Origin of the sequence: Rhodococcus sp. BP-160, assembly GCF_019836205.1 — a bacterium.
In the GTDB taxonomy this organism is placed as follows: Bacteria; Actinomycetota; Actinomycetes; order Mycobacteriales; family Mycobacteriaceae; genus Rhodococcoides.
Genome location: NZ_JABUEK010000002.1, coordinates 1,181,137 through 1,206,920, shown reverse-complemented (window position 1 = coordinate 1,206,920; position 25,784 = coordinate 1,181,137). Strand labels below are relative to the sequence as shown.

26 protein-coding genes, 1 tRNA gene and 1 rRNA gene are annotated in these 25,784 nt (G+C 69.1%); 27 read left to right on the top strand and 1 reads right to left on the bottom strand.

The genetic code is table 11. The features are described 5' to 3' along the window. The first annotated feature begins 8 nt into the window (after positions 1-8). From rrf to HQ306_RS11930, 26 genes are all read left to right on the top strand, one after another. Positions 9-125: ribosomal RNA gene (gene rrf, locus HQ306_RS12055) — 5S ribosomal RNA — on the top strand. Positions 126-259: 134 nt separating this feature from the next. Next, on the top strand, positions 260-1,279 hold the full coding sequence (locus HQ306_RS22590; protein ID WP_374197733.1) for a hypothetical protein: 1,020 nt from the start codon (positions 260-262) through the stop codon (positions 1,277-1,279). Next, a complete protein-coding gene (locus HQ306_RS12045; RefSeq protein ID WP_222631331.1) occupies positions 1,276-2,280 on the top strand; it encodes an HAD-IIA family hydrolase in 1,005 nt (334 codons plus the stop codon). Before HQ306_RS22590 ends, HQ306_RS12045 begins: the two co-directional genes overlap by 4 nt. Before the next feature lie 59 nt (positions 2,281-2,339). Continuing rightward, on the top strand, positions 2,340-2,594 hold the full coding sequence (locus HQ306_RS12040; protein ID WP_222631329.1) for a hypothetical protein: 255 nt from the start codon (positions 2,340-2,342) through the stop codon (positions 2,592-2,594). 1 nt (position 2,595) lies between these two features. Then, positions 2,596-3,429: a TlyA family RNA methyltransferase gene (locus tag HQ306_RS12035; protein ID WP_056444390.1), complete on the top strand. Its 834-nt coding sequence runs from the start codon at positions 2,596-2,598 to the stop codon at positions 3,427-3,429. Beyond that, the gene (locus HQ306_RS12030; protein ID WP_027505467.1) at positions 3,426-4,370 is read left to right on the top strand and encodes an NAD kinase; all 945 of its coding nucleotides are present in this window, start codon (positions 3,426-3,428) and stop codon (positions 4,368-4,370) included. The genes HQ306_RS12035 and HQ306_RS12030 overlap by 4 nt, the downstream gene beginning before the upstream one ends. Before the next feature lie 5 nt (positions 4,371-4,375). Beyond that, on the top strand, positions 4,376-6,145 hold the full coding sequence (gene recN, locus HQ306_RS12025) for a DNA repair protein RecN (protein ID WP_222631327.1): 1,770 nt from the start codon (positions 4,376-4,378) through the stop codon (positions 6,143-6,145). 94 nt (positions 6,146-6,239) lie between these two features. Continuing rightward, positions 6,240-7,424, top strand: coding sequence for a putative cytokinetic ring protein SteA (gene steA, locus HQ306_RS12020; protein ID WP_027505465.1), 1,185 nt, complete (start codon positions 6,240-6,242; stop codon positions 7,422-7,424). Continuing rightward, entirely contained in the window at positions 7,421-8,368 is a 948-nt protein-coding gene (locus HQ306_RS12015) for a copper transporter (protein ID WP_222631325.1), read from the top strand. The genes steA and HQ306_RS12015 overlap by 4 nt, the downstream gene beginning before the upstream one ends. A 150-nt stretch (positions 8,369-8,518) precedes the next feature. Then, positions 8,519-10,255, top strand: a complete 1,737-nt coding sequence (locus HQ306_RS12010; RefSeq protein ID WP_056444396.1) for a CTP synthase — start codon at positions 8,519-8,521, stop codon at positions 10,253-10,255. Next, on the top strand, positions 10,252-10,890 hold the full coding sequence (locus HQ306_RS12005; protein WP_308115439.1) for an NUDIX hydrolase: 639 nt from the start codon (positions 10,252-10,254) through the stop codon (positions 10,888-10,890). Before HQ306_RS12010 ends, HQ306_RS12005 begins: the two co-directional genes overlap by 4 nt. Beyond that, a complete protein-coding gene (gene xerD / locus HQ306_RS12000) occupies positions 10,880-11,806 on the top strand; it encodes a site-specific tyrosine recombinase XerD (protein WP_222631321.1) in 927 nt (308 codons plus the stop codon). The genes HQ306_RS12005 and xerD overlap by 11 nt, the downstream gene beginning before the upstream one ends. Before the next feature lie 106 nt (positions 11,807-11,912). Next, positions 11,913-12,812 carry a ParA family protein gene (locus HQ306_RS11995; RefSeq protein WP_051613290.1) on the top strand — a complete coding sequence of 300 codons (900 nt, stop codon included), beginning with the start codon at positions 11,913-11,915 and terminating at the stop codon, positions 12,810-12,812. After that, the gene (locus HQ306_RS11990; RefSeq protein WP_222631319.1) at positions 12,809-13,657 is read left to right on the top strand and encodes a segregation/condensation protein A; all 849 of its coding nucleotides are present in this window, start codon (positions 12,809-12,811) and stop codon (positions 13,655-13,657) included. Before HQ306_RS11995 ends, HQ306_RS11990 begins: the two co-directional genes overlap by 4 nt. After that, a complete protein-coding gene (gene scpB / locus HQ306_RS11985; protein ID WP_051613243.1) occupies positions 13,654-14,328 on the top strand; it encodes an SMC-Scp complex subunit ScpB in 675 nt (224 codons plus the stop codon). Before HQ306_RS11990 ends, scpB begins: the two co-directional genes overlap by 4 nt. A 9-nt stretch (positions 14,329-14,337) precedes the next feature. Next, on the top strand, positions 14,338-15,375 hold the full coding sequence (locus HQ306_RS11980) for a pseudouridine synthase (RefSeq protein WP_222631317.1): 1,038 nt from the start codon (positions 14,338-14,340) through the stop codon (positions 15,373-15,375). A 29-nt stretch (positions 15,376-15,404) separates the two neighbouring features. Continuing rightward, complete coding sequence (cmk, locus tag HQ306_RS11975) at positions 15,405-16,097, top strand: (d)CMP kinase (RefSeq protein ID WP_222631570.1); 693 nt, start codon at positions 15,405-15,407, stop codon at positions 16,095-16,097. Next, a complete protein-coding gene (gene der / locus HQ306_RS11970) occupies positions 16,094-17,539 on the top strand; it encodes a ribosome biogenesis GTPase Der (protein ID WP_056444408.1) in 1,446 nt (481 codons plus the stop codon). Before cmk ends, der begins: the two co-directional genes overlap by 4 nt. A gap of 106 nt (positions 17,540-17,645) precedes the next feature. Next, positions 17,646-17,719: transfer RNA gene (locus tag HQ306_RS11965), tRNA-Pro, on the top strand. Between the two features lie 186 nt (positions 17,720-17,905). Then, positions 17,906-18,511, top strand: coding sequence for a helix-turn-helix domain-containing protein (locus HQ306_RS11960; RefSeq protein ID WP_308115435.1), 606 nt, complete (start codon positions 17,906-17,908; stop codon positions 18,509-18,511). A gap of 83 nt (positions 18,512-18,594) precedes the next feature. Then, a complete protein-coding gene (locus tag HQ306_RS11955; protein WP_222631315.1) occupies positions 18,595-18,945 on the top strand; it encodes a hypothetical protein in 351 nt (116 codons plus the stop codon). Next, complete coding sequence (locus tag HQ306_RS11950) at positions 18,938-20,449, top strand: ATP-binding protein (RefSeq protein WP_222631566.1); 1,512 nt, start codon at positions 18,938-18,940, stop codon at positions 20,447-20,449. Before HQ306_RS11955 ends, HQ306_RS11950 begins: the two co-directional genes overlap by 8 nt. Then, positions 20,446-21,105, top strand: a complete 660-nt coding sequence (locus HQ306_RS11945; protein ID WP_056444417.1) for a response regulator transcription factor — start codon at positions 20,446-20,448, stop codon at positions 21,103-21,105. Before HQ306_RS11950 ends, HQ306_RS11945 begins: the two co-directional genes overlap by 4 nt. Then, on the top strand, positions 21,102-22,607 hold the full coding sequence (locus HQ306_RS11940; protein WP_027505451.1) for an SLC13 family permease: 1,506 nt from the start codon (positions 21,102-21,104) through the stop codon (positions 22,605-22,607). The genes HQ306_RS11945 and HQ306_RS11940 overlap by 4 nt, the downstream gene beginning before the upstream one ends. Positions 22,608-22,635: 28 nt before the next feature. Next, positions 22,636-23,856 (top strand): glycerate kinase, encoded by a 1,221-nt coding sequence (locus HQ306_RS11935; protein WP_222631313.1) that lies wholly within the window; start codon positions 22,636-22,638, stop codon positions 23,854-23,856. Between the two features lie 37 nt (positions 23,857-23,893). Next, positions 23,894-24,385: a GNAT family N-acetyltransferase gene (locus HQ306_RS11930; RefSeq protein ID WP_222631311.1), complete on the top strand. Its 492-nt coding sequence runs from the start codon at positions 23,894-23,896 to the stop codon at positions 24,383-24,385. 73 nt (positions 24,386-24,458) lie between these two features. Here the strand turns inward: HQ306_RS11930 and HQ306_RS11925 are convergent, their stop codons facing one another. Then, positions 24,459-25,244: a hypothetical protein gene (locus HQ306_RS11925; RefSeq protein WP_222631309.1), complete on the bottom strand. Its 786-nt coding sequence runs from the start codon at positions 25,242-25,244 to the stop codon at positions 24,459-24,461. A gap of 234 nt (positions 25,245-25,478) precedes the next feature. On the opposite strand from HQ306_RS11925, the gene HQ306_RS11920 reads away from it, so the two are divergent. Next, entirely contained in the window at positions 25,479-25,775 is a 297-nt protein-coding gene (locus HQ306_RS11920; protein ID WP_156380489.1) for a DUF3263 domain-containing protein, read from the top strand. Positions 25,776-25,784: the final 9 nt, after the last annotated feature.

Below are 25,784 nucleotides of genomic sequence, written 5' to 3'. Positions count from 1 at the left end.
CACAGAGTTTCGGTGGCCATAGCGGAGGGGAAACGCCCGGACCCATTCCGAACCCGGAAGCTAAGCCCTCCAGCGCCGATGGTACTGCACCCGACAGGGTGTGGGAGAGTAGGACACCGCCGAACAATCCGTTCCGAAAGGGGACCCATTCACATGGGTCCCCTTTCGTGTTTCTGCACTCCGATCGTGAGTGCGGCATGATGACACCACCGGTGACGAGCGGGAGAGCTCGGTCGCCGATCGATCGAAAGGAACCACCGTGCCGGAAGAGCCGTCATCGGAAGGTCGTACGTCCGATTCGGACCGCCGGCCGCCCGCGCGCGACAACCGGGCACCTCGCCGCGACAGCGCGGGGGACCGCGGGTCGTTCCGATCATCGGCCCCTCGCTCCGGTGACCGTTCCGGGAGCCAGGACGAACGTCGCCACACCGGCGACCGTGGGCGCTCCGGGGATCGATCGACGTCCGGCGACCGTCGGCAGGGTTCCGGCAGGGGCCAGGCACCCGACCGCACTCGAGGACAGGGTGCACCTCCCCGTCGTCGCGGCGGTGAAGGGAGCGCGGGTCCGCGCGCGGGCGGTGGGCGAGGACCTGATTCTCGCGCTCCACGTCCGGTCGAGCCCGATCTGCCGGACGACGTCGACGCGAAAGATCTCGAACCCGGGGTCCGTCGAGACCTGTTGAGCCTCGACAAGAGCAACGCGGAAGCTGTTGCACGACATATGGTCATGGTCAGTCAGCTGATCGGAGACGATCCCGCCGCAGCACTGCTGCACGCGCGAGCGGCGCGGCAGCGTGCCGGCCGCATCGCCGTGGTCCGAGAGACGGCCGGCATCGCCGCGTATCACGCAGGGGAGTGGGCGGAGGCTCTGTCCGAGCTCCGCGCCGCCCGCCGTATGGCCGGTGGACCGGGCCTGCTGTCCGTCATGGCTGATTGTGAGCGGGGCCTCGGTCGGCCGGAGCGCGCCATCGAGCTCGGACGCAGCGACGAGGCTCGCCAACTGACGGGTGACGACGCGTCCGAACTGCGCATCGTCGTCGCGGGTGCCCGCATGGACATGGGGCAGTACGACCAGGCGGTGGTGACGCTGCAGACTCCAGATCTCGAGGGGGATCGCACGGGGTCGGCTGCAGCGCGGTTGTACTACGCCTACGCCGACGCTCTCGTGGCCGCCGGTCGAGCGGACGACGGGGTGCAGTGGTTCCTCCGTGCCGCCGCCGCCGACGTCGAGGGTGAGACGGACGCCGAGGACCGAGTCGACGAACTGACCGGTCAGTGACGCGTCTGACCGACGCTCACGACGCTCTGCTGCTCGATCTCGACGGGACTCTGTACCGGGGTCCCGATCCGATCGACGGTGCCGTCGACATTCTCCGCGAGTGCTCCTCTCAGCTCTGCTACGTCACCAACAACGCCAGTCGGTCTCCCGCTCAGGTGGCCGAGCACCTACGCGATCTCGGTTTCCGTGCGCCCGACGAGTCGGTGGTGACGAGTTCCCAGGCGGCGGGGCGGCTTCTCGCTGGTCTCCTGCCCGCAGGTGCGTCCGTGCTGGTCGTCGGAACCGAGGCCCTCGAGGCAGAGGTGTCCGCCGCCGGCCTGGTGCCGGTTCGTACAGCGGACCCCACTCCGGCCGCGGTCGTCCAGGGACATTCCCCCGAGACGGGGTGGGCGAACATCGCCGAGGCGACCTACGCGGTCCGTGCCGGCGCACGCTGGGTGGCCACGAATGCCGACACCAGCCTGCCGACTCCTCGCGGTCTCGGGCCGGGAAACGGTGCCATGGTCGCGGCGGTCGCCGCAGCGACGGGGGCCACCCCGATCGTGGCGGGCAAGCCCGAGGCACCTCTCATGAAGGACGCGCTCGAGCGCAGCGGGTCGACCACGCCGCTGGTGGTGGGTGACCGTCTGGACACGGACATCGCGGGGGCCAACGAGGTGGGTGTGCCGTCACTCCTCGTGCTCACCGGAGTGAGCACCGTGCACGATGTGCTCACTGCCGTACCGCACGAGCGCCCCACGTACCTCGCGTCGTCCCTGTCGGCTCTGCTCGAGGAGCCGGCCGCGTCTCTCGTTCCCTCCGAGCCTTCCGACACCTGGTCGGTGTCGCTGTCCGGTTCCGTGCTGCGAGTCGAGACCACGGGCGACGGCGACGCCGACGCCGACCTCTGGATCGAGGCACTGCGCGAAGTTCTCCCCGCGGTCTGGGCGCTCGGCGGCTTCGACACCGTCGAGGGCGCCTCCGGTGCGGCTGCGGATGTCGTCGCGCGGTGGACCGCCTGACACTGACGGTCACCACCGCCGACCGACGTAGTCGGGGGTATCGGCTAGCGTTGTCCGCGATGAGCACGCCCGTTCCCCGCCCCGGTCAGCACTTGCCGTCGCACTCCGATGTCGAGGGCACGTCCGTCGATCCCGACGCCGTCGTCTCGGCTGTCGACGCGCTGGTCGCCGAGGCGGACGTTGCGGCGTCGGCGCCGTTCGGCGAGGGTACGGACGACCCGCACGGCCTGGTCACGCTGACGCGGCAGGCCCGCATCCTCGACCGCGCGCACGAGGTACTCGTCGACGCGCTCGCGTCCGTGGACAAGAACTGACATGGCTCGTCGCGCTCGGGTGGACGCCGAACTCGTCCGCCGCGGTCTGGCCCGCTCTCGGGATCACGCCTCGGAACTCATCTCGGACGGTCGAGTGCTGATCGCCGGCACCGTGGCCACGAAGCCCGCCACCGCGGTCGAGCCCGGCACGGCGCTACGGGTCACCGAGGTCTCCGACGAGGTGTCGTGGGCCTCTCGAGGTGCACACAAGCTACTGGGCGCGCTCGCCGCCTTCGAGCCACGCGGTGTCACGGTGGAGGGCGCGCGGTGTCTCGACGCGGGTGCGTCCACCGGTGGGTTCACCGACGTGCTGTTGTCCAAGGGTGCACGCGAGGTCGTGGCGGTCGACGTCGGCTACGGACAGTTGGTGTGGCGGCTACGGACCGACGAGCGGGTGCGAGTCCTCGACCGTACGAACGTCCGCGGCATCGATGCCGAGGCCATCGGCGGGCCGGTCGACCTCGTGGTCGCCGACCTGTCCTTCATCTCGTTGGCTCTCGTACTCCCGGCGTTCGCCGCGTGTGCCCGTCCGGGTGCCAGCATCCTCCCGATGGTCAAGCCCCAGTTCGAGGTCGGCAAGGATCGCGTCGGTGCAGGGGGAGTGGTCCGCGATCCCGCCCTGCGCGCAGATGCGGTGCTGGGAGTCGCGCGCGCCGCGGCCGACCTGGGCCTGGTCACGTCCGGTGTGGAGCCGAGCCCACTGCCCGGTCCGTCCGGGAACGTCGAGTACTTCCTGTGGCTCACCGTTCCGGGTCCGGACGACGATCCGAGCACAGCCCAGTCGACGTCCGTCGAGCAACTGGTGTCCGACGCCGTGGAGAAGGGGCCTCAGTGAGCGAGTCGACCGTGCCCGAGCGCACCATCCTGCTCGTCGCGCATCCGGGTCGCCCGGACATCGAGCAGACGGCTCTGCGCGCGGCGAAGGTGTTCCACGATCACGGGATCGCCCTGCGCGTGCTCGTCGACGAGCACGACACGTCGCGGTTGGAGTCGACGTCGGGGATCGATGCGCTCTCCACACCGCAGTCCGACGTCTCCGTCGTGGAGTTCGGTCCGTCGGCGGCGGTGGGCTGCGAGCTCGTCCTGGTCCTCGGCGGCGACGGAACCTTCCTGCGCGCTGCGGAACTCGCGCGGGTGGCGTCCATCCCGGTGCTCGGCGTGAACCTGGGACGCATCGGATTCCTCGCCGAGGCGGAGGCCGACGATCTCGAGGAGACCCTGGCCATCGTGGTGCGCCGCGAGTACCGCATCGAACCGCGGATGACGCTGGACATCACCGTGCACGTCGACGGCGAGATCATCGAACGTGGGTGGGCGCTGAACGAGGCCAGTATCGAGAACGGGTCGCGGCTCGGGGTGCTCGAGGTGGTGCTCGAGGTGGACGACCGTCCGGTGTCCTCGTTCGGATGCGACGGTGTTCTGCTGTCGACCCCCACCGGGTCCACCGCCTATGCGTTCTCGGCCGGTGGCCCGGTCGTGTGGCCGGAGCTCGAGGCGATCCTCGTCATCCCCAGTAACGCCCACGCGCTGTTCGCGCGGCCGCTGGTGACAAGTCCCGAGTCACACATCGCCATCGAGACCTTCGACGGCGGACACGACGCGGTGGTGTTCTGCGACGGCAGGCGCACCCTGCGCCTGCCCGCCGGTGCTCGCGTCGAGGTGGTGCGAGGATGTGAGCCGATCAAGTGGATCCGGCTCGACTCCGCGCCGTTCGCCGATCGACTCGTACACAAGTTCGCCTTGCCGGTCACCGGCTGGCGGGGGAGGGTGACGTAACCGACGTGTTGTCCGAAATTCGTATCGACGGCCTGGGAGTCATCGCCGAGGCGACGGCGTCGTTCTCGGAGGGTCTGACGGTGCTCACCGGTGAGACCGGTGCCGGCAAGACGATGGTCGTCACCAGCCTGCATCTGCTCTCCGGCGCGCGCGCCGACGCCGGGCGTGTCCGTGTCGGCGCCGACCGCGCGGTGGTCGAGGGTCGCTTCACCACCGACCACGTCACCGACCAGGTCCGCGGCGACGTGGAGCAGTTGCTCGAGTCCACCGGCGGTCGGCGCGACGAGGACGACAGCATCATCGCCCTCCGGATGGTCGGGAGCGACGGTCGATCACGTGCTCATCTCGGCGGCCGCAGTGTGCCCGCAGGCGTCCTGTCGGAGTTCACCGGATCGTTGCTCACGGTGCACGGACAGAACGATCAACTGCGTCTGCAACGCAGCGATCAGCAGTTGGCCGCTCTGGACCGCTTCGCTGCGGACGCCATCGGGCCGCTGCTCGAGACGTACCGCACTCGCCGCTCGCAGTGGGTCGCTGCGGTGACCGAACTGCGGGAGCGGACGGAGAAGGCTCGCGAACTCGCGCGCGAGGCGGACCAGCTCACGTTCGCCCTGAACGAAATCGACGCGGTGGCACCGGCACCGCACGAGGACACCGACATCGCGGCGACCGTCCGGCGGCTCAGCGATCTCGACTCGCTCCGCGATGCGGCGTCCGCCGCGCACACGGCGCTCACCGGTGGCGACGACCCCGGCGACGTGTCCGTCATGGCGCTGTTGGGCGAGGCCCGCGATCGACTCGCCTCGACCGACGACGAGATTCTCTCGGCCGTCGGCCCACGTCTCGCCGAGGCTATCGCGGTGGTGACCGACGTCGGAGCCGAGCTCACCTCGTACCTCGAGGATCTGCCCGCCGATCCGGAGTCACTGGACACGCTGCTCTCGCGTCAAGCGGAGCTCAAGAGTCTGACTCGCAAGTACGCCGCCGACGTGGACGGAGTGCTCGCGTGGGCGGAGGACGCACGAACCCGCCTGACGGGACTGGACGTCTCCGCCGACGCCGTGGCAGCGCTGACCGAGCGCGTCTCCACCACCGGTGCAGCGACCGCCGAGGTCGCACGCAAGCTGTCGGCCGCGCGGGTGAAGGCTGCGGCGAAACTGTCCAAGGCGGTCAGCGCCGAACTCGCCGGCCTGGCGATGGGCAAGGCCAAGCTGGACGTCGAGGTGCGCCCCCGCGCTGCGGGTGCGGACGATCGGTCGGCGCTGTCCGTCGACGGAACCGCGCTGCACGCCGGGTCGACCGGCACCGACGAGATCGAGTTCCGTCTGTCCGCGCACAGCGGTGCGCAGTCGCTGCCGCTCAACAAGAGCGCGTCCGGCGGTGAGCTCTCCCGCGTGATGTTGGCGCTCGAGGTGGTCCTCGCGCGATCGGATGCCGGAGCGACCATGGTCTTCGACGAGGTCGATGCCGGCGTGGGTGGTCGCGCCGCAGTGGAGATCGGCAAGCGGCTGGCACGCCTCGCCAGGACGCACCAGGTCATCGTCGTGACGCACCTCCCGCAGGTCGCGGCGTTCGCCGACACGCACCTGGTGGTGAACAAGACCGACGGAAAACGCGGCGGCCCCAACAGTGGTGTGCGCACTCTGACGGATTCCGAGCGTGTCGTGGAACTCGCGCGCATGCTCGCCGGGCTCGACGACACCGAGACCGGCCGGGCACATGCCGAGGAACTGTTGCGCACCGCGACGGCGGAACGGGAGTCCGCGACCGCCTGAGAGCGATGTGCTGGTGTGACTCATGTGAATGATGTGGTAGTTGTTACGGCGCGCCTCCGCCGATGCTGCCGTGTTGTTGTCCATCATCGTGTGCATGAAGATGCCGGCTCTGCTCTCGCGTAGTCATGACTCACTTCCCGGAGTCACGGGAATCGCTCGGGTCGATCGCTCCACGGCCAAGCTCCTGCGCCGTGTCGGTCCCGGAGACATCGTCGTTCTCGACGAACTCGACCTCGACCGGATCACCGCCGACCTGCTGGTACAGGCCGGCGTGACGGCCGTGGTCAACGCCTCCGCCTCGATCTCGGGGCGCTACCCCAATCTCGGTCCGGAGGTGCTCGTCGCCAACGGCATCGAGCTCATCGACGAGGTGGGCTCCGACGTCTTCAAGAAGGTCAAGGACGGTTCGAAGATCCGCCTGCACGACGGCAACGTGTACGCCGGGGAGCGCCGTCTCGCCACCGGCACCGAGCAGTCCGAGGCCGACATCTCCGACCGCATGATCGAGGCCAAGTCTGGTCTGATCGATCACCTGGAAGCGTTCTCGGGCAACACGATCGAGTTCATCCGCACCGAGTCGCCGCTCCTGATCGACGGCGTCGGAGTGCCCGAGGTGGACGTCGACATGAACGGTCGTCACGTCGTGGTCGTCGCCGAGGGCACCGACCACGTGGCCGATCTCAAGTCGCTCAAGCCGTTCATCAAGGAGTATTCGCCGATCCTCATCGGTGTCGGCGCCGGCGCCGACACGCTGTCGGAGGCGGGATATCGCCCCGACCTGATCGTCGGCGACCCGGACGACGTGAGCAGCCGCACGCTGAAGTCCGGCGCCGAGGTGGTGCTCCCCGCCGATTCCGACGGCCACGCCAAAGGCCTCGAGCGCATCCAGGACCTGGGCATCGGAGCCATGACGTTCCCGGCCACGGGCACCCCGGCGGACCTCGCGCTTCTGCTCGCCGACCACCACGGCGCCTCACTCATCGTCACGGTCGGATGTGCCGCGTCGCTCGACGAGTTCTTCGACGCCAGCAAGCGCGCGGACACACCGTCGACGTTCATGACCCGACTCAAGGTCGGTCCGAAACTGGTGGACGCCAAGGCCATGGCGACGTTGTACCGCAGCCGGGTCTCCGGTGGCGCGGTGGCGCTGCTCGTCCTCGCAGCCCTCATCGCCGTCATCGCGGCGCTCGTCGTGACCAACGGCAGCGGTGCGACTCTGGACTGGGCGATCGAGACCTGGAACAGCTTCGCCCTGTGGGTGCAGGGGCTGCTTCAGTGATTTCGCTTCGTCAGCACACCATCTCGTTGATCGCGGTGTTCCTGGCGCTCGCGGTCGGAGTCGTCCTCGGCTCCGGCCTGCTGTCCGGTCGAGTGCTGTCCGGACTGCGCGACGACCGGGACGATCTGCAGACCGAGGTGAACGACCTGCAGTCGGCGAACAACGCACTCGGTGAGCAACTCAACGCCGCCGACGGTTTCGACGCGGCCGTCGCGACCCGGGTGGTCGCGGGAGCGCTGGCCGACCGCACCGTCGTGCTGGTCACCACGCCCGACGCAGACCCCGCCGACGTGGAGGGTGTGCAGCGCACCATCGCCGACGCGGGCGGGTCGGTGACCGGACGAGTGGGGCTCACCGAGGCGTTCGTGTCCGCCGCCAGCGGCGACGATCTCCGCACGCGCCTCACCAACGTGGTTCCCGCAGGCGCGCAACTGCGTACGGGGTCGGTGGATCAGGGCAGCCTCGCCGGCGATCTGCTCGGTACGGTGCTGTTGCTGAACGCACAGACCGCCGAACCGCAGAGCACGCCGGAGGAACTGGGCCTGGCCCTCGACACCCTGCGCGGCGGCGGCTTCATCACGTACGACGACGGTGCCGTGGCACCGGCACAGCTCGCTGTGGTGGTCTCCGGACAGGCCGCCGACTCGGGTGAGGACGGCAACCGCGGCGCGATCGTGGCTCGCTTCGCCGGCGCTCTGGACGGACGCGGAGCCGGAACCGTGCTCGCGGGCCGTGCCGGTTCGGCCGAGGGCAGCGGTCCCATCGCGGTGGTGCGGTCGGATTCCGCCCTCGCAGCCGGGACCAGCACCGTCGACGACGTCGATCGCACGTCGGGGCGCATCACCGTCGCCTTGGCACTCGGTGAGCAGCTCGCCGGTGGTACGGGTCGGTACGGAACGGGTCCTGCCGCGACGGCCGTGACGGTCGGGGCGACCCCGAGCTAGGTACTCAAGCCGTCGTCGCCCGCGTGGTGTCGACCGAACTCGCGTGAAGGTGTTACCGTGAAGTCCCGTGGGTCGGCCAGGTTCCGAACCACTCGATGTTGAGCGATTCGCTCGCTGTCACCATCGGGTCGCACCGTCACGGGAGTCTCTTTGCAGTCACGCATTCACACGCGGGCCGACATCAAGCACATCTTCGTCAGCGGCGGCGTCGCGTCGTCGCTCGGCAAGGGGCTCACGGCCTCGAGCCTCGGTCAGCTTCTCACCTCACGTGGCCTTCGCGTCACGATGCAGAAGCTCGATCCCTACCTCAACGTCGATCCCGGAACGATGAACCCGTTCCAGCACGGCGAGGTCTTCGTCACCGAGGACGGCGCGGAGACCGACCTCGACGTCGGCCACTACGAGCGGTTCCTCGATCGGGATCTCTCCGGATACGCCAACGTGACCACCGGCCAGGTGTACTCCACGGTGATCGCCAAGGAGCGTCGCGGCGAGTACCTCGGCGACACCGTCCAGGTCATCCCGCACATCACCGACGAGATCAAGGCCCGCATCCTCGCGATGCGCGGACCGGATCTGCAGGGCCAGGAGCCCGACGTCGTCATCACCGAGATCGGTGGCACCGTCGGCGACATCGAGTCGCAGCCCTTCCTCGAAGCGGCGCGTCAGGTCCGCCACGACGTGGGCCGGGAGAACGTCTTCTTCCTCCACGTCTCGCTCGTTCCGTTCCTCGCGCCCTCGGGTGAGCTCAAGACCAAGCCGACGCAGCACTCGGTGGCGGCGTTGCGCAGCATCGGTATTCAGCCCGACGCGCTGATCCTGCGATCCGACCGCGACGTGCCGCAGGCCCTCAAGGCGAAGATCGCGCTCATGTGCGACGTGGACGTCGACGGGTGCATCTCCACCCCCGACGCGCCCTCCATCTACGACATCCCGCGCGTGCTGCACGGCGAGGGTCTCGACGCGTATGTCGTGCGGCAGCTCGGACTGCCGTTCCGGGACGTCGACTGGACCGTGTGGGGAACCCTCCTCGAGCGAGTGCACCAGCCTCGCGAGACGGTGCGCGTCGCCCTGGTCGGCAAGTACGTCGATCTGCCCGACGCCTACCTGTCGGTGACCGAGGCGCTGCGGGCCGGCGGTTTCGCCAACCGCGCGAAGGTCGAACTCGTGTGGGTGCAGTCCGACGACTGCGACACCGCGGCCGGCGCCAAGCTGGCGCTCGCCGACATCGACGCCGTGGTGATTCCCGGCGGCTTCGGCATCCGCGGTATCGAGGGCAAGCTCGGCGCGATCACCCACGCCCGGACGCACAAGATCCCGACGCTCGGGCTCTGCCTGGGTCTGCAGTGCATGGTCATCGAGGCGGCGCGGTCCGTCGGTCTCACCGATGCGAACTCGGCCGAGTTCGAGCCCGAGACGACACAGCCGGTCATCTCGACGATGGCGGACCAGGAGCAGGCGGTCGCCGGCGAGGCGGACCTGGGCGGCACGATGCGCCTCGGGGCCTACCCCGCCACGCTCACCAAGGGGTCGGTGGTGTCGCAGGCCTACGGCAGCGAGTCCGTCTCCGAGCGTCACCGCCATCGCTACGAGGTCAACAACAGCTACCGCGACCGCATCGCGGAGAGTGGACTGCAGTTCAGCGGCACGTCCCCGGACGGCCACCTGGTCGAGTTCGTCGAACTGCCGCGGAGCGCGCATCCGTTCTTCGTCGGCACGCAGGCGCATCCCGAACTCAAGAGCCGGCCGACGCGGCCGCACCCGCTCTTCGCGTCGCTGATCTCCGCTGCGCTCTCGTACAAGTCCGAGGAGCGGCTGCCCGTCGACGTCCACGGTGACGAGTCCGTCACGGCGCAGCCGGCCGAACCCGCCGCGACGAAGGCCTGACCATGGCCGATCGTCACGAGTTCGAGATCCTCGAATCGTCCGTCGAGTACCAGGGTGCGATTCTCGCGCTCCGGCTCGACCAGGTGACGATGCCCGGCGGTCGTCGGGCCGAACGTGAGGTCGTCGAGCATCACGGTGCGGTCGCCGTGGTCGCGCTGGACGACGACGAGCGCATCGTGCTGATCAGCCAGTACCGGCATCCTCTGGGGCGTCGCCTGCTCGAGCTTCCCGCGGGTCTGTTGGACGAGCCGGGGGAGGGTCCCGTCGAGGCCGCGAAGCGTGAGCTGACCGAGGAGACGGGGCTCGCCGCGGCGTCCTTGTCGTTGCTGGTCGACGTGGCGGCGTCACCCGGGTTCACGGACGAGACCGTGCGGATCTACCTGGCCGACGAGGTGACCGAGGTCGATCGACCGGAGGCTCACGACGAGGAAGCCGACATCGAGCTCGTCCGCGTCCCGGTGGACGAGGCGGTGTCGCGCGTGTTCAGCGGCGAGATCGTGAACGCGTCGGCGGTGGCGGGAATCCTGGCGCTGGCGGCGGTGCGGTCACGCTCGGTTCCGTTGCGGCCGAGCGATGCACCCTGGCGTGATCGACCCACCGCGTTCGAGAAGCGCAAGGGCGCGCATGGCAGCTGACTCGCCGGGCGAGGTGATCGCGACCTATCTCGATCACCTCGCCGTCGAGCGCGGGTCAGCTCGCAACACCATCACCTCGTACCGCCGCGACCTCTCGCGCTACGCCAGCCATCTGGGTGAACTCGACCGGAACAGTCTCCGCGACGTCACCGAGGTGGACGTCGCGGAGTTCGTGACGGCCCTCCGGTCCGGCAACGAGCTGTTCCCGCCGCTCGCGGCGAGCAGCGCCGCGCGCACGGTCATCGCGGTTCGCGGAGTCCACCGCTTTGCGCTGGCCGAGGGCATCGTCGACGTCGACGTCGCTGCCGGGGTCAAACCGCCGGCGCCGGGCCGCCGGCTCCCGAAGTCGCTCTCCGTCGAGCAGGTGTTCGCGCTCCTCGATGCCGTCGCCGGGGAGGCCGCGGACACCCCGCGCGGTCTTCGCGACCGGGCGCTGCTCGAGCTCCTCTACTCCACCGGTGCGCGCATCTCCGAGGCCGTGGGACTCGACGTCGACGACATCGACTCCGACTCGCGGTCCGTGGTCCTGCACGGCAAGGGCGGCAAGGAGCGCATCGTGCCCATCGGCCGTCCCGCACTCGACGCCGTCGACGCGTACCTCGTCCGTGGTCGACCCGCACTGGTGTCACAGGGCACGCCCGCGCTTCTGCTGAACGTGCGGGGCGGCCGGTTGTCACGCCAGAGCGCGTGGCAGGTCCTGCAGACCGCGGCGGAGCGCGCCGGGATCGGAGCCAGCGTCTCCCCGCACACGTTGCGGCACTCCTTCGCGACCCACCTGCTCGACGGCGGCGCGGACGTACGTGTGGTGCAGGAACTTCTGGGTCACGCCTCGGTGACCACCACGCAGATCTACACACTGGTCACCGTCACGACGTTGCGCGAAGTGTGGGCCGAAGCGCATCCGCGCGCACGGTAGCGTGTCCGCACGAAGCTGCACCCGACACGCGGTAGCGTTCAGGGGAACTGCAGCACGAGGTGAGGATGGAGGTCCGGTGGTGTCAGCGGCGCACGACGACGGAGCACTGTTCCGCACTCGTCAGCCCGAACCGGAACATCCGACCCTGGCCCACCCGTCGGGCATGGGTCCGACGGGGCGCCCGTATCGCGACATCCCGGATCCGCAGCCGCTGTCCTCGCACGGACCGGCGACGGTCATCGCGATGTGCAACCAGAAGGGCGGCGTCGGCAAGACCACGTCGACCATCAATCTGGGTGCGTCGCTGGCCGAGTACGGACGCCGAGTCCTGCTGGTCGACCTCGATCCGCAGGGCGCGCTCTCCGCGGGTCTCGGTGTGCCACACCACGAGTTGGACCTCACGGTGCACAACCTGCTGGTGGAGCCGCGGGTAGCGATCGACGACGTCCTCATGCGTACGCGGGTGGACGGGATGGACCTGCTCCCCAGCAACATCGATCTCTCCGCGGCCGAGATCCAACTGGTCACCGAGGTCGGCCGCGAACAGACTTTGGGACGCGTGCTGCACCCGATTCTCGATCGCTACGACTACGTCCTCATCGACTGCCAGCCGTCGCTCGGCCTGTTGACGGTCAATGCCCTCGCGTGCGCCGATTCCGTGCTCATCCCGATGGAGTGCGAGTACTTCAGTCTGCGCGGACTCGCGTTGCTCAACGACACCGTCGACAAGGTGCGCGATCGTCTCAATCCGCGGCTGAAGCTCGAGGGCATCGTGGTCACGATGTTCGACGCCCGCACGCTGCACTCGCGAGAGGTCATGAATCGCGTGGTCGAGGTGTTCGGCGACGTCGTCTTCGACACCGTCATCACGCGCACCGTGCGTTTCCCGGAGACGAGCGTCGCCGGCGAGCCGATCACCACGTGGGCGCCGAAGTCCGCGGGTGCAGACGCGTACCGGTCGTTGGCCCGCGAGGTCATCCACCGGGACACCGCACCCCAGTCTTGACCGACGGGACGGTCGTGACGGACACGACGGTCGGGGACGCGCCGACGCCCACCGGATTCCAGGTGCGGCTCACCAACTTCGAAGGCCCGTTCGACCTGTTGCTGACCCTGATCGGGCAGCACCGACTCGACGTCACCGAGGTCGCACTGCACACCGTCACCGACGACTTCATCGCGTACACCCGCGCGATGGGCGCGGAGATGGGTCTCGACCAGACCACCGAGTTCCTGGTGGTCGCGGCGACCCTGCTGGACCTCAAGGCCGCCCGCCTCCTGCCGTCGGGCGAGGTGGACGACGCCGAGGACCTGGCGCTGCTCGAGGTGCGGGACCTGCTGTTCGCCCGGCTGCTGCAGTATCGGGCCTACAAACAGGCGGCTCAGTTGTTCGGCGAACTGGAGAACGCCGCGCTGCGGCGCTATCCGCGATCGGTCTCGCTCGAGGACTCGTTCGCGTCGCTGCTGCCGGAGGTGTTGCTCGGTGTGGATCCGCGCCGCTTCGCCGAGATCGCCGCGGCGGCGTTCACCCCGCGCGAGGTGCCGACGGTCGGTCTCGGCCATCTCCACGCGTCGGCGGTGTCGGTCCCGGAACACGCGCGGGCGATCCTGGCGATGCTGCGCGACCGCGGAGTGGGTGAGTGGGCGACGTTCGCCGACCTGGTCCGCGACTGCGAGGTCACCGTCGAGGTGGTCGCACGGTTCCTCGCGCTGCTCGAGCTGTATCGCGAGAAGGTCGTCGCGTTCGACCAACCCGAGGCGCTGGGCGATCTCGCGGTCACCTGGACCGGCGACGACGACGCTGCCGACATCGACCGGATGGACGTCTCGAGGATGGAGGACTACGGATGACAGCGAGCGAGGACGCTCCCGACGCCCTGTCGGACGCCGAGGTGCGCGCCGCGCTCGAGTCGGTGCTGCTCGTCGTCGACACCCCGGCATCCGTCCCGCAGCTCGCCTCCGCCCTGGACTGTGACGAAACGCGCATCCGGCAGGCGCTGACCGCCATGGCCGCCGACCTCACCGCCCGCGGCAGTGGCATCGACCTGCGGTTCGCCGGCGACGGGTGGCGTTTCTACACCCGCACCGAGTACGCGCCCTATGTCGAACGGCTGCTCCTCGACGGTGCGCGGTCCAAGCTCACCCGAGCGGCACTGGAAACCCTCGCTGTGATCGCCTATCGTCAACCGGTTACCCGCGCACGAGTCAGTGCTGTGCGCGGAGTGAACGTGGACGGCGTGATGCGCACTCTCCTCGCGAGAGGTCTCATCGCCGAGGCGGGTCCCGACCCGGACTCTGCGGCGACGCAGTACGTCACCACGGAAATGTTCCTCGAACGGTTGGGGTTGGCGTCACTGTCCGACCTCCCCGAACTTGCTCCGCTGCTTCCGGGCGTGGACATGATCGACGACATCAGCGACAGCATGGACTCCGATCCGCGGGTCCTGCGTGCCGAGCGTCGACGAGAGAACACCGAGTCGAACTCGACCACCGAGTTCGGCACCGACACCACAGACGAATAGGTAAGAAACGTGAACGACTCCGCTCGCCGTGATGGCACACCGGACCGGGACGGCGCATCCGACGCCTCCACTCCCGAACGACAGAAGAAGCGCCCCAACAAGAAGGTCGCCGCTGCTGCGTACAGCAAGCGCACCGAGAGCCGTAAGCCCGGCGGCAAGTCCGGGTACCCCCGGGTGGCTCCCAAGAACAGCGGCTTAAAGCCCGGCAAGTCGCCGAAGCCGGAGCGCAAGACGACGGCTGCTCCGACCATCAGCAACGCCAAGCCCGCCCGCCACCAGCACACCGACGGCCCGCGGCCGCACGTGGCTCCTGAGGACGGTGTGCGCTTGCAGAAGGTGCTCGCCCAGGCAGGTGTCGCGTCGCGTCGCGCCGCCGAGCAGCTCATCGACGAGGGACGCGTCGAGGTCGACGGCCGCATCGTCACCGAGCAGGGTGTCCGCGTCGACCCCGAGGTCGCGGTCGTGCGGGTGGACGGCACCCGTGTCGTCATCAAGGCCGATCTGGTCCACATCGCGCTGAACAAGCCGCGCGGATGGCAGTCCACGATGTCGGACGACCTCGGTCGGCCCTGCATCGGCGACATCGTCTCGGAGCGGGTCCAGGCAGGACAGCGGCTCTTCCACGTCGGCCGACTCGATGCCGACACCGAAGGCTTGATCCTGCTCACCAACGACGGCGATCTGGCCCACCGGCTGATGCATCCCTCCTTCGAGGTGTCCAAGACGTACCTCGCCACGGTGCAGGGTGTCCTGGACCGCGACGCGGGCAAGAAGCTGCGTTCCGGAGTCGAACTCGACGACGGACCGGCGAAGGTGGACTCCTACGCGGTGCTCGACGTGAACGAGGGCAAGACGCTCGTGAAGGTCGTGCTGCACGAGGGTCGCAAGCACATCGTGCGCCGACTGTTCGACTCGGTCGGGTTCCCGGTGAAACGCCTGGTGCGCACCGACATCGGGGCCGTCGCTCTCGGCGACCAGCGACCCGGCACGCTGCGGGTGCTCGGTCGCGGCGAGGTCGGCAGCCTGTACGGGGCGGTCGGCCTGTGACCGCGTCGGAGGATCGACTGATCGTCGCGATGGACGGCCCGTCCGGTACCGGCAAGTCGTCCGTCTCCCGCCTGTTGGCGACCCGGCTCGGTGCGTCCTACCTCGACACCGGTGCGATGTACCGCGCGGCGACGGCATGGGTGCTGACGAACGACGTCGATCCCGGAGACGCCGACGCCGTCGCTGCGCTCATCGAGTCCATCGACCTCTCCATCGGCACCGATCCCACGGGGGAGCGGGTCGAGGTGTCGGGCGAGGACGTCACCGGTCCGATCCGCGGGTCCGCCGTGACGGCGGCCGTCTCCGCGGTGTCCGCCGTGCCCGCTGTGCGCGAGAAACTCGTTGCGCTGCAACGAGAGATCGCGGACTCTGCCGGTCGGATCGTCGTGGAGGGTCGCGACATCGGCACCGTCGTCCTCACCGACGCACACATCAAGATCTATCTGACCGCGTCCGCGGAGACGCGCGCCACGCGTCGTAACGACCAGAACATCGCCGAGGGCCGCGGGGACGACTACGACGCCGTGCTCGCCGACGTCCAGCGTCGGGACCACGCGGACTCCACACGTGCCACGTCCCCGCTGCGACCCGCAGACGACGCGGTCACCGTGGACACCAGCGACCTCGACAAGGACGCGGTGATCGACGAATTGATGCGTCTGGTCACCGAGCGTCTGGACATCGGGCGTCCGACTCATGCCCCGGAAGGAGCACGCTCATGAGCGACAACACATTCGACACGCTCGACGCGACCGAGGTCTACGCCTCGGACGGCATCTGGTCCGAGGAGTCGGACTGGGAGGACATCGACTTCGAGGGTGACGGCGAGGCCGAGGCCGAGGTCGCCGTTCCCACCCTCGCCGTCGTCGGTCGGCCCAACGTGGGCAAGTCCACGCTCGTCAACCGCATCATCGGCCGCCGCGAGGCCGTGGTGGAGGACGTTCCCGGCGTCACCCGCGACCGTGTCTCGTACGAGGCCAACTGGTCCGGACGCCGATTCATGGTGCAGGACACCGGTGGCTGGGAGCCCGACGCCAAGGGGATGCAGCAGTCGATCGCCCGGCAGGCCGAGATGGCGATGCAGACGGCGGACGCCATCCTGCTCGTCGTCGACGCCGTCGTCGGTGCGACGGCGACGGACGAGGCCGTGGCACGGGTCCTGCGTCGGTCGAAGACGCCGGTCATCCTGGTGGCGAACAAGGTCGACGACGAGCGCACGGAATCCGAAGCGGCACTGCTGTGGTCGCTGGGTCTCGGTGAGCCCCGTCCGGTCAGTGCGACGCACGGCCGCGGTACGGGCGATCTGCTCGACGACGTCCTGGCCGTCCTGCCCGAGACGCCCCGCGAGGGAACCGGTGTCGCCGGCCCTCGTCGTGTCGCCCTGGTCGGCAAGCCGAACGTGGGCAAGTCCAGCCTGCTGAACAAGCTCACCGGTGACGAGCGATCTGTCGTGCACGACGTCGCCGGCACCACCGTCGACCCGGTGGACTCACTGGTGGAACTGGGCGGCAAGGTGTGGCGTTTCGTCGACACCGCGGGGTTGCGCAAGCGCGTCAGTCACGCCAGCGGCGCCGAGTTCTACGCCTCGCTCCGCACCAAGGGCGCCATCGACGCGGCCGAGGTCGCGATCCTGCTGCTCGACGCGTCCGAGGTCATCTCCGAGCAGGACCTGCGGGTGCTCTCGATGGTCGCCGACGCCGGCCGCGCGCTGGTCATCGCGTTCAACAAGTGGGACCTCGTCGACGACGACCGTCGTGGCCAGCTCGAGAAGGAGATCGACCGGGACCTGATGCGCGTGCCGTGGGCGCAGCGCGTCAACGTCTCGGCCAAGACCGGTCGTGCGGTGCAGAAGCTCGTGCCCGCTCTGGAGACGTCGCTCGCGTCGTGGGACAAGCGCATCTCGACCGGTCAGCTGAACTCCTGGCTCAAGGAGGTCGTGGCCGCGACGCCGCCGCCGATGCGTGGTGGTCGACTGCCGCGCGTCATGTTCGCCACGCAGGCGAGCACGCGCCCGCCGACGTTCGTGCTGTTCACCACCGGTTTCCTCGAGGCCGGGTACCGCCGGTTTCTCGAGCGCCGACTGCGTGAGGAGTTCAACTTCGACGGCAGTCCGGTGCGGATCTCGGTGCGTATCCGGGAGAAGCGGGACCGCAAGAAGAAGTAGGCGACTGCCCCGGTGGTGCTGCTGAGGCGATTGGCGTCCAGCGTCGCCACTGGGGTAGTGTTTGCTCGTTCCCTTCGGGGCACACACGATCCCTCTCGAGGGATCGCGGGCTGTGGCGCAGCTTGGTAGCGCACCTGACTGGGGGTCAGGTGGTCGCAGGTTCAAATCCTGTCAGCCCGACACAGAAATGGCTCCGGACCGTTGTCCGGGGCCATTTTTCATGTTCGCGTCCGTTGTGGCGGCGCACCGCACGTCGCGGAGGCCGCGCCCGTGGTCGTCGACTTCCTCGGCAGCTGAGAGAGCCTGTCATGGGAGAATGACGGGAGTACATCACCCGTCAGGAGAGCGCGAAGGAGGGCAGCGGCGGTGTCTTCCTCCCCGGCGATGAGTCGTCGAGAACGGAACAAGCAGGACAAGCTCGACCGCATCACCACGGCGGCACGCGACCTCTTCGCCGAGTACGGCGTGAGTGAGGTGACCACACAACAGGTCGCCGACCGCGCCGACGTGGGAACCGGAACGGTCTTCCTGTACGCGAAGAACAAGGGTGAACTGCTTCTTCTGGTGCAGAACTCGGACTACGCAAGCGCGCTCGAGCGGGGCATCGCCGCGGCCGCCCACGTCGTGGACCCGGTCGAGGCCGTCATGGCCGTCCTCATGCCGGTCGTCGAGTGCAACCGCAAGCAGATCGAGAACGGCCGGACCTATCAGCGAGAGGTCGTGTTCGGTGACGACACGGAACCTCATCGTCGTGAAGCGTTGTCACTCGCCGCGCGGACCGAGGCGGTCGTCGCGGAGATCCTCGGCCGCGACGACGACGACGCGACGCACCACCCGGACCGGCAGGTGCAGGCCCACATCATCTCCGCCATCCTGTTTCTCAGCATGGCTCTGACGGCGAACGCGACCAAGAGTGTCGCGGACGTGGCGGCAGAGATCGAGATGCAGATCGGTGTCTTGCTCGGCCGTTGACGCCACTCACGGCGTGTCGAACATGAAGAAACCTTCATCGTCGTCTCATGGGACGGTCATGGACCCCCGGCATAGTTGCTGTCATGCGCTCCTCCCGCCCACTCGCCGCGGCCGCCGTCCTGGTGGCCATCGCGTGCGTTCTCGTCGCCGGGGTCCTGGTGACGCGATCACCGGCGCCACGCCTCGACCCCTCGCCCGTCGTGGTGAGTGTGGCGCCGGAGCCGACGCCCGAGGTGATCGCTCCCACACCTGATGTCCCGCCCGCCTCTCCCGCGCCCGCGCCGGCGCCCGCGCCGGCCGCTCCCGCTCCGATCACACCGCCGCCAGTTCAGGCCCCAGTGCAGGCACCGCCGATCGTCGACTTCTCCGACGACGACGCGGACGACGACGATGACGGCGTCGACGACGTCGACGGCGGTGACGACGATGAGTGACGCCGCCGGTGTCTCGGCTCGCCGCGGATCGGCTCTTCCGGCACGGTGGAAGATCACCGCCTGGATCATGTTGACGACCCTTCTTCTGTTGGTGGTCGTGCTGGTGACCGCCCGCAATCTGCTGTTGCGCGACGTCGACGTGCGCGCCAACGGGGACGTCGCGCAGGAAGCCGAGGAGTTCCGGACCTTCGCGTCCGAGGGGGTCGATCCCACGACGACGCAGCCGTTCGTCTCGGTGGAGCGGCTTCTCGAGGTGTACCTCGCCCGGCAGTCGGCCGGCACGGGTGAAGTGATGTTCGGCGTCGTGGGCGACTCGGTACTGACTCAGCCCGGCGTCGATGTGCCGACCGTGCTCGCACCGGGGTCACCGATCCTGACGACGATCGTGCAGTCGGCCGAACCCGCCGGAGTGCTGGACACCGACAACGGCGAGATGCGGTGGGGGCACGTCGTCATCGACGACGCGACCGGCCGCGCCGGCACGTTCGTCGTCACGGCGTTCACCGGTGCGAACCGTGATCTCGTCGATCGGACCATGCGAACCATGGCAGTGGTCGGCGCTGTCGGACTGCTGCTGACGACAGGAATTGCGTATCTCGTCGCCGGTCGCATTCTCGCTCCCGTCCGCACGGTGCGCACGGTCGCGGCCGAGATCGGGGAGACGGATCTGACCGCGCGCGTCCCGGTCCACGGGCGCGACGACATCTCCGATCTCGCCGAGACGTTCAATGCGATGCTCGACCGGCTGGAGCAGGCGTACACCACCCAGCGACAGTTCGTCGACGATGCCGGACACGAACTGCGCACGCCGATCACGATCGTCCGGGGGCATCTCGAGCTCATGTCGGAGGACCCGGAGGAGCGGCGGCGTACGTTGGCGCTCGTCGACAGCGAGCTCGCCCGCATGGGGCGGATCGTCAGCGATCTGCTCATGTTGGCCAAGGCCGAGCAGCCCGATTTCGTCGTGCCCGCCCCCGTCGATGCGGCGCAACTCGTCCTCGACATCGAGTCGAAGGTGCAGACGCTCGGCGATCGGCAGTGGTTGCTGATGCAGGTCGCGGAGGGCTCGTGTGTTCTGGACGCCCAGCGCGTCACGCAGGCCATGGTCCAGCTCGCGGCCAACGCCGTCGGACACACCGAGGACGGGAGCCGCATCCGGCTCGGATCGACCTTCCACGACGACGGGGACGCTCGGCGGTTGTCGCTGTGGATCGCCGACGACGGGCCCGGCGTCCGCCCCGAGGACGCGCCCGTCATCTTCGACCGTTTCCAACGCGGATCGCCCGCCGACCGGACGTCACCGGCAGCGCGGTCGGGAGCCGGCCTCGGACTCGCCATCGTCCGTGCCATCGCCGACGCCCACGGCGGCTCCGCCTGGGTGCGCAGTGTGCACGGCGAGGGGGCGACGTTCGGCCTCGACCTCCCGGCTCCGGGCCACAGCCCGCGGTCCGAGACCGGCCCGACGCCCACGACAGACGATGCACTCACGAAGGAGATCCGATGAGCCGAATCCTGATCGCGGAGGACGACATCCACATCGCCTCCTTCGTCGGCAAGGGTCTGCGGGCCGCCGGGTACACCACCGAGCACGTCGCCGACGGCGAGACCGCGCTCATGATGGCGCGTGGCGGTGGCTTCGACATGGTGGTTCTCGACATCGGCCTGCCGGCGATGGACGGGTTCACGGTGCTCCGACAGTTGCGCGGCGAGGGTGTGTCGACACCCGTGGTGGTCCTGACCGCTCGGGACAGCGTGCGCGACACCGTTGCCGGGCTCGAGGGCGGCGCCAACGACTACATGACCAAGCCCTTCCAGTTCGCCGAACTCCTCGCACGGGTACGTCTGCGGTTGCAGGACGACACCGCAGGTTCGGCGGACAACTCGCTGACCTCGGGGGACCTTCGTCTCGATCTGCGGTCACGCCGTGTGCACGTGGGGGAGTCGGTCGTCGATCTGACGGCGCGCGAGTTCGCTCTGCTCGAGACGTTCCTGCGCCACCCCGACCAGGTGCTCTCCCGTGAGCAGATCCTCGGGCAGGTGTGGGGATACGACTTCGATCCGGCCTCGAACGTGGTCGACGTCTACGTGCGTGCGCTGCGCGCGAAGATCGGCGCCGAGCGCGTGGAGACCGTGCGCGGGATGGGATACCGCGTCCGATGACCGTCACCGAGTTCGCGACGACGCCGCCCGGGCGACGTACTCCCACCAGTCCTGTCCCGACCCGGACGCCGCGGCGAGTTCCGACGCCGTCGCCGCGGACCCTTGTCAGTGCCGTAATTCTCGCGGTGCTCGCCGTCGGTGTCGTCCTGGCAGGAGTGGCCGGCGATCTGACCGCACACGGGACCATCACGGTGCTGGTCTTCCTCGTCGCGGTGTGGATGTGGATCTTCTCGCCCCTCGACGACACCCACGTCGCTCTGGGCGCCGCTCTGACGTTGGTGATCCTGGGTCCCGTGTCCACCGAGACCTTCACGCGCACACTGGGTGACACCGTGATCTGGCTGTTGGTCGGGTCGTTCGTCATCGCCGCGGCGGTGACGGCCAGCGGCCTGTCCGCTCGGGTTGCGGCACGCGTGCTGTCGGCTGCCCGGTCACCGCGGCAGCTCGTCCATCTGGTCACCCTCGTGCTGCTCCTGACGACCTTCGCGATCCCGTCGACGTCGGGCCGGGCTGCGCTGGCGCTGCCGGTGTTCCTCGCTCTGGCGACCGTTCTGCGTGAACGGCCCCGAGTGGTGCTGACGCTGTCCCTGGTCTTCCCCGCGGTGATCCTCTGCTCCGCGGTCGGGTCGCTGCTGGGGGCCGGCGCGCACCTCATCACCAGCGAGATCGTGCGCACGACGACCGGATCGGGCATCGGGTTCCTGCAGTGGGCGATTCTCGGACTGCCGCTCGCGATCGTGTGGTCGCATCTCGCGGCGGAGATCGCGCTGTCCCTGTTCACCGATCGAGCGGAGCGACGCCGACCGCTCTCGGTGACACGCGACGCGTTCGTCGGGTCCACCGGGCCATTCACCGTCCCGCAGAAGCGTGTCCTGCTCGTTCTGGTCGCCGTCGTGACCCTGTGGTGCACCGAGCCGGTGCACGGTGTCGAACCGGCCATCGTCGCGATGATCGGCGCACTGCTCGCGTCGGCACCGTTCGTCGGGGCCACCACGCTGCCTGCCGCCGTTCGCACCATCCCGTGGAGCCTGCTGCTCTTCATGGCCGGAACACTGTGTCTCGGAATGGCGCTGACCACGACGGGTGCCGCCGAGTGGTTCGCCGACCTGGTCTTCGGGCCCATCAGCGCGCTCGGGTCGTCCGCCGCGACCGTGTTCGTGGTCGTACTGGTGCTGGTGTCGCTGCTGTCCCACCTCGTGGTCCAGTCACGGTCCGCCCGCTCCGCGGTGCTCGTCCCCGTCGTCGTCGCCACTGCGCCGGTGCTCGGCATCGATCCTGCCGCCGCGGCGTTCGCTTCCACCGCTGCCGCCGGCTTCTGCCTCACCCTCACCAGTTCGGCCAAACCGGTGGCGATGTTCGCCGCGAGCGACTCCGTCCCGGGGTTCTCGGCAGGCCACCTGCTCCGCCTGTCCGCCGCGGTCGCCCCGGTGTCCGTCGCTCTCGTTCTCGTCTGCTCGGTATGGCTGTGGCCTGCCCTCGGTCTTCCGCTGTACCTGCCCTGACTGCTCCCACCCCTATCTCAGGAGAACCATGTCCACACGAGTTCCCCAGCGCATCCTCGTCGCCCCCAGCGGCTTCAAGGAGAGCCTCTGCGCCGAGTCCGTCGCGTCCGCCATCGCATCGGGGGTGCGGCGCGCACTCCCCGGAGTTCGGGTCGACACCGCGCCCATCGCCGACGGCGGTGAGGGAACGGCACGCACACTGGCGGCCGCGACGCGCGGCACCCTCCACGAGACGACGGTCGTCGGACCGGTGGGGGAGCCGGTGCCCTCGCACTGGGCCCGACTCGGTGGCTCCGAGCGCTCCGTCGCCGTGGTGGAGATGGCGGCTGCGGCGGGGCTCTCCCTCGTACCGCACGATCGGCGCGATCCCGGCGCGACCACCACCTACGGTGTCGGCCAGCTCATGGCCGCGGCGCTCGACGCGGGCGCGGACACGATCCTGGTGGGTTGCGGCGATTCCGGCACCTGCGACGGGGGAGCCGGGGCACTGCAGGCGCTCGGCGCCAGGATCCTCGACGTGCAGGGCCGTGAGATCGGCCGCGGCGGTCGAGAACTGATCCGGGCGCACCACCTCGATCTGACGGCGCTGCATCCCCGTCTCGCCGAGGTCGACGTCGTGCTCGCGTGCAATCCGCACAACGTACTGTGCGGACCCAGCGGTGTCGCCCGCGTGTTCGGACCGCAAAAGGGGGCGTCCCCGGATCAGGTGGACGAACTCGCCGCCGCCCTGGACAACTGGGCGCGCGTCCTCGAGCGGGACGGTGTGGCCACCGGCGATGTGGCGACCGGAGCGGGCACGGGAGCGTCGGGCGGACTGGGTGCAGGACTCGCGGCCGGGGTCGGGGCGCAGTTGCGGTCCCGCTTCGATGCGTTGCTGGACTCGGGCCTGTCGGGAATCGACCTCGACCTCCGAATCCGCAAGGCGGACCTCGTCATCACTGCCGAAGGGTCCATCGACTTCCAGACCCCGCGTGGCAAGGTCCCGGCGGAGGTGGCGCGGCGCTGCCAGCAGTTCGGCGTGCCGGTGATCGCGTTGGCGGGATCACTCGGTCGCGGAGCGCCGGCGGTGCACGACGTGGGCATCGCCGCCATCGCGTCCATCATCACGGTGCCGATGCCGTTGTCCGAGGCGGTCGCGAACGGCGAGCGGTTGCTCACCGACGCCGCCGAACGGACCATGCGCATGATCCTGCTCGGTGGTGCGGTCTCCGCTCGATCCGGTAATCGGAGTCGCAAGAAGTCGGCGTGAGGCCGGTCGATGTCAGCATCGTCGGTAGCGTCACCGTGTGACGATCGAGATACACAGCGTGACTGCCGACGACTGGAAGTCCTGGCGATCGGTCCGCCTGGCGGCGCTCGCGGCGGATCCCGACGTTTTCGGCTCTACCTTCGCCGACTGGCAGGACGCGCCCGAGCACCGATGGCGGACCCGCCTGTCGATCCCGGGAGCGCTCGACGTGATCGCCTTCAGTGACGCGGTACCGGTGGGTCTCGCGAGCGGCGTCCCCAATGCCGACGACCCCGACAGCGCCGAACTCATCTCGATGTGGGTCGACGCGGCCGCTCGGGGACAGGGCGTTGCGCGGTCGCTGATCACCGCGATCGCGGAGTGGGCCGTTGCGTCGGGCGCTCTGAGACTCGAACTCTCGGTGATGCCGGACAACGACGCCGCGCGCCGAGCTTATGAACGAATGGGCTTCACCGCGTCGGAGACGCGGGGACACCCGCTGCCGGACAGTCGTCACGAGGTGGTCATGCGCCGAGATCTCGCCCCGTAGGGCACTGGTCGACTCAGATCGACGATTGTGCGGGTGGTGCCGACGACGGCGGCCGGTGACTGCTGAGCCTGCGTCAGCGAATGCCGAGGATGGCGTCCAGCAGCGACGGAACACTCGGCGCGGTCACGATCGTCGGGGTCGCCAGATCGAACGCCCCGAGCGCGGTGAGTACGTCGTCGCTCTGGGTCGCCGGGCCGCCGTAGGTGTTGGCAGCGACCGTGAAGTCGTCGCCGATGGAGGCCGAGGCGACGACGCTGGACCCGTCGTCCGCCCAGCCCCACTTCGTTCCGGTGGCGGCGGCGAGTCGACCGGTGCCCCAGTCCTGGACCGTGCCGTCGGCCGCGACCGGTAGCGCCGTGGTCATCCACGTGAGGACGGGGCTGCCGGGATCGGTGCGCTTCTTGGTGTCGAGGAAGCGCACGGTGTCGGCCGTGCTGGTGTAGGAGTCGCCCCAGAAGCTGCCTCGCGAGGTCGCGGTCAGTCCGTACTCGCGCGCCGCGGCGTCGATGGCGCCGGGGTATTTGCTGTCGAGCAGCGAGGCGGCCCAGTCGTCGCTCACCTGGATCATGCGAGCGGCGAGGTCGCGGTCCTCCGCGGACAAATCACCGTGTCGGAGAACGTGATCCGCGAGGTAGAGCTTGACCGTGGAGAGTCCCGGCCGTGCCTCGTTCTCGTTGGCAGTGCCGACGTGGACGCCCGTGGAGAGCGAGGTGTACGACAGGGAGGTCCGCTCCGGGACGCCGGAGAAGTCGCCCGGTGCGGGCGCGGCGCTCGCGGGGGCCGCGAGGGCGGTGACCAGTGCGACGCCCACTGCGGCGGTCGCGAACCACGTGGCCGGTCGTCTGTGTCGAACGTTCATCGTGCTGCCCCTCTGGCGGTAGTGCCGCCGACGAACGACGAACACCGTCGAATCTATTGCCTCCTCTACCGGAACGGTGGACGACGCCGCGGTGGCGTGGTGGGGATCACATACCCGCGCGGCCCGGTGATCACGCTGTCCCGGAGTGAACAGCCGCTGAGAAATTGCTGTGACTCGTCGGCATGTTCACCGATCCGTCACCGCAGTGTCGGATCGATGGGCAATACTCGCGTCGTGACACGCACACCCTTCCCCGCAGCCTCCCGGTCGACGACGCCCGGCGCAGCACCCCTGTCCACCGATCCGACGGATCCGTCGGAGACCGACCTCGCGATGGTCGCCTTCCTGCGGCGGTGGTACGTCTACGGCGGCGGCCGCGCCGAGGACATCCTGGTGGAGTTCGGACTCACGCCCCACGAGTTCTTCGGTCGTGTGAAGGTGTTGCTGGAGAACGGCGTTCGGGTCACCGACCGCGCGCTGGTCGAGCCCATGCTCGCCGTGTGCCGGAAGCGGCTCTGGCTCGGTCAGTGACGACCGGCC

What these genes read in the sequence shown, in the direction of transcription:
- HQ306_RS11950 (WP_222631566.1), top strand. Translation starts at nt 18,938, where the DNA reads ATGAGTGACGCCGCCGGTGTCTCGGCTCGCCGCGGATCGGCTCTTCCG.
- HQ306_RS11935 (WP_222631313.1), top strand. Translation starts at nt 22,636, where the DNA reads ATGTCCACACGAGTTCCCCAGCGCATCCTCGTCGCCCCCAGCGGCTTC.
- der (WP_056444408.1), top strand. Translation starts at nt 16,094, where the DNA reads ATGAGCGACAACACATTCGACACGCTCGACGCGACCGAGGTCTACGCC.
- scpB (WP_051613243.1), top strand. Translation starts at nt 13,654, where the DNA reads ATGACAGCGAGCGAGGACGCTCCCGACGCCCTGTCGGACGCCGAGGTG.
- HQ306_RS11945 (WP_056444417.1), top strand. Translation starts at nt 20,446, where the DNA reads ATGAGCCGAATCCTGATCGCGGAGGACGACATCCACATCGCCTCCTTC.
- HQ306_RS11940 (WP_027505451.1), top strand. Translation starts at nt 21,102, where the DNA reads ATGACCGTCACCGAGTTCGCGACGACGCCGCCCGGGCGACGTACTCCC.
- HQ306_RS12035 (WP_056444390.1), top strand. Translation starts at nt 2,596, where the DNA reads ATGGCTCGTCGCGCTCGGGTGGACGCCGAACTCGTCCGCCGCGGTCTG.
- steA (WP_027505465.1), top strand. Translation starts at nt 6,240, where the DNA reads ATGAAGATGCCGGCTCTGCTCTCGCGTAGTCATGACTCACTTCCCGGA.
- HQ306_RS12040 (WP_222631329.1), top strand. Translation starts at nt 2,340, where the DNA reads ATGAGCACGCCCGTTCCCCGCCCCGGTCAGCACTTGCCGTCGCACTCC.
- xerD (WP_222631321.1), top strand. Translation starts at nt 10,880, where the DNA reads ATGGCAGCTGACTCGCCGGGCGAGGTGATCGCGACCTATCTCGATCAC.
- HQ306_RS11955 (WP_222631315.1), top strand. Translation starts at nt 18,595, where the DNA reads ATGCGCTCCTCCCGCCCACTCGCCGCGGCCGCCGTCCTGGTGGCCATC.
- HQ306_RS11925 (WP_222631309.1), bottom strand. Translation starts at nt 25,244, where the DNA reads ATGAACGTTCGACACAGACGACCGGCCACGTGGTTCGCGACCGCCGCA.
- cmk (WP_222631570.1), top strand. Translation starts at nt 15,405, where the DNA reads ATGGACGGCCCGTCCGGTACCGGCAAGTCGTCCGTCTCCCGCCTGTTG.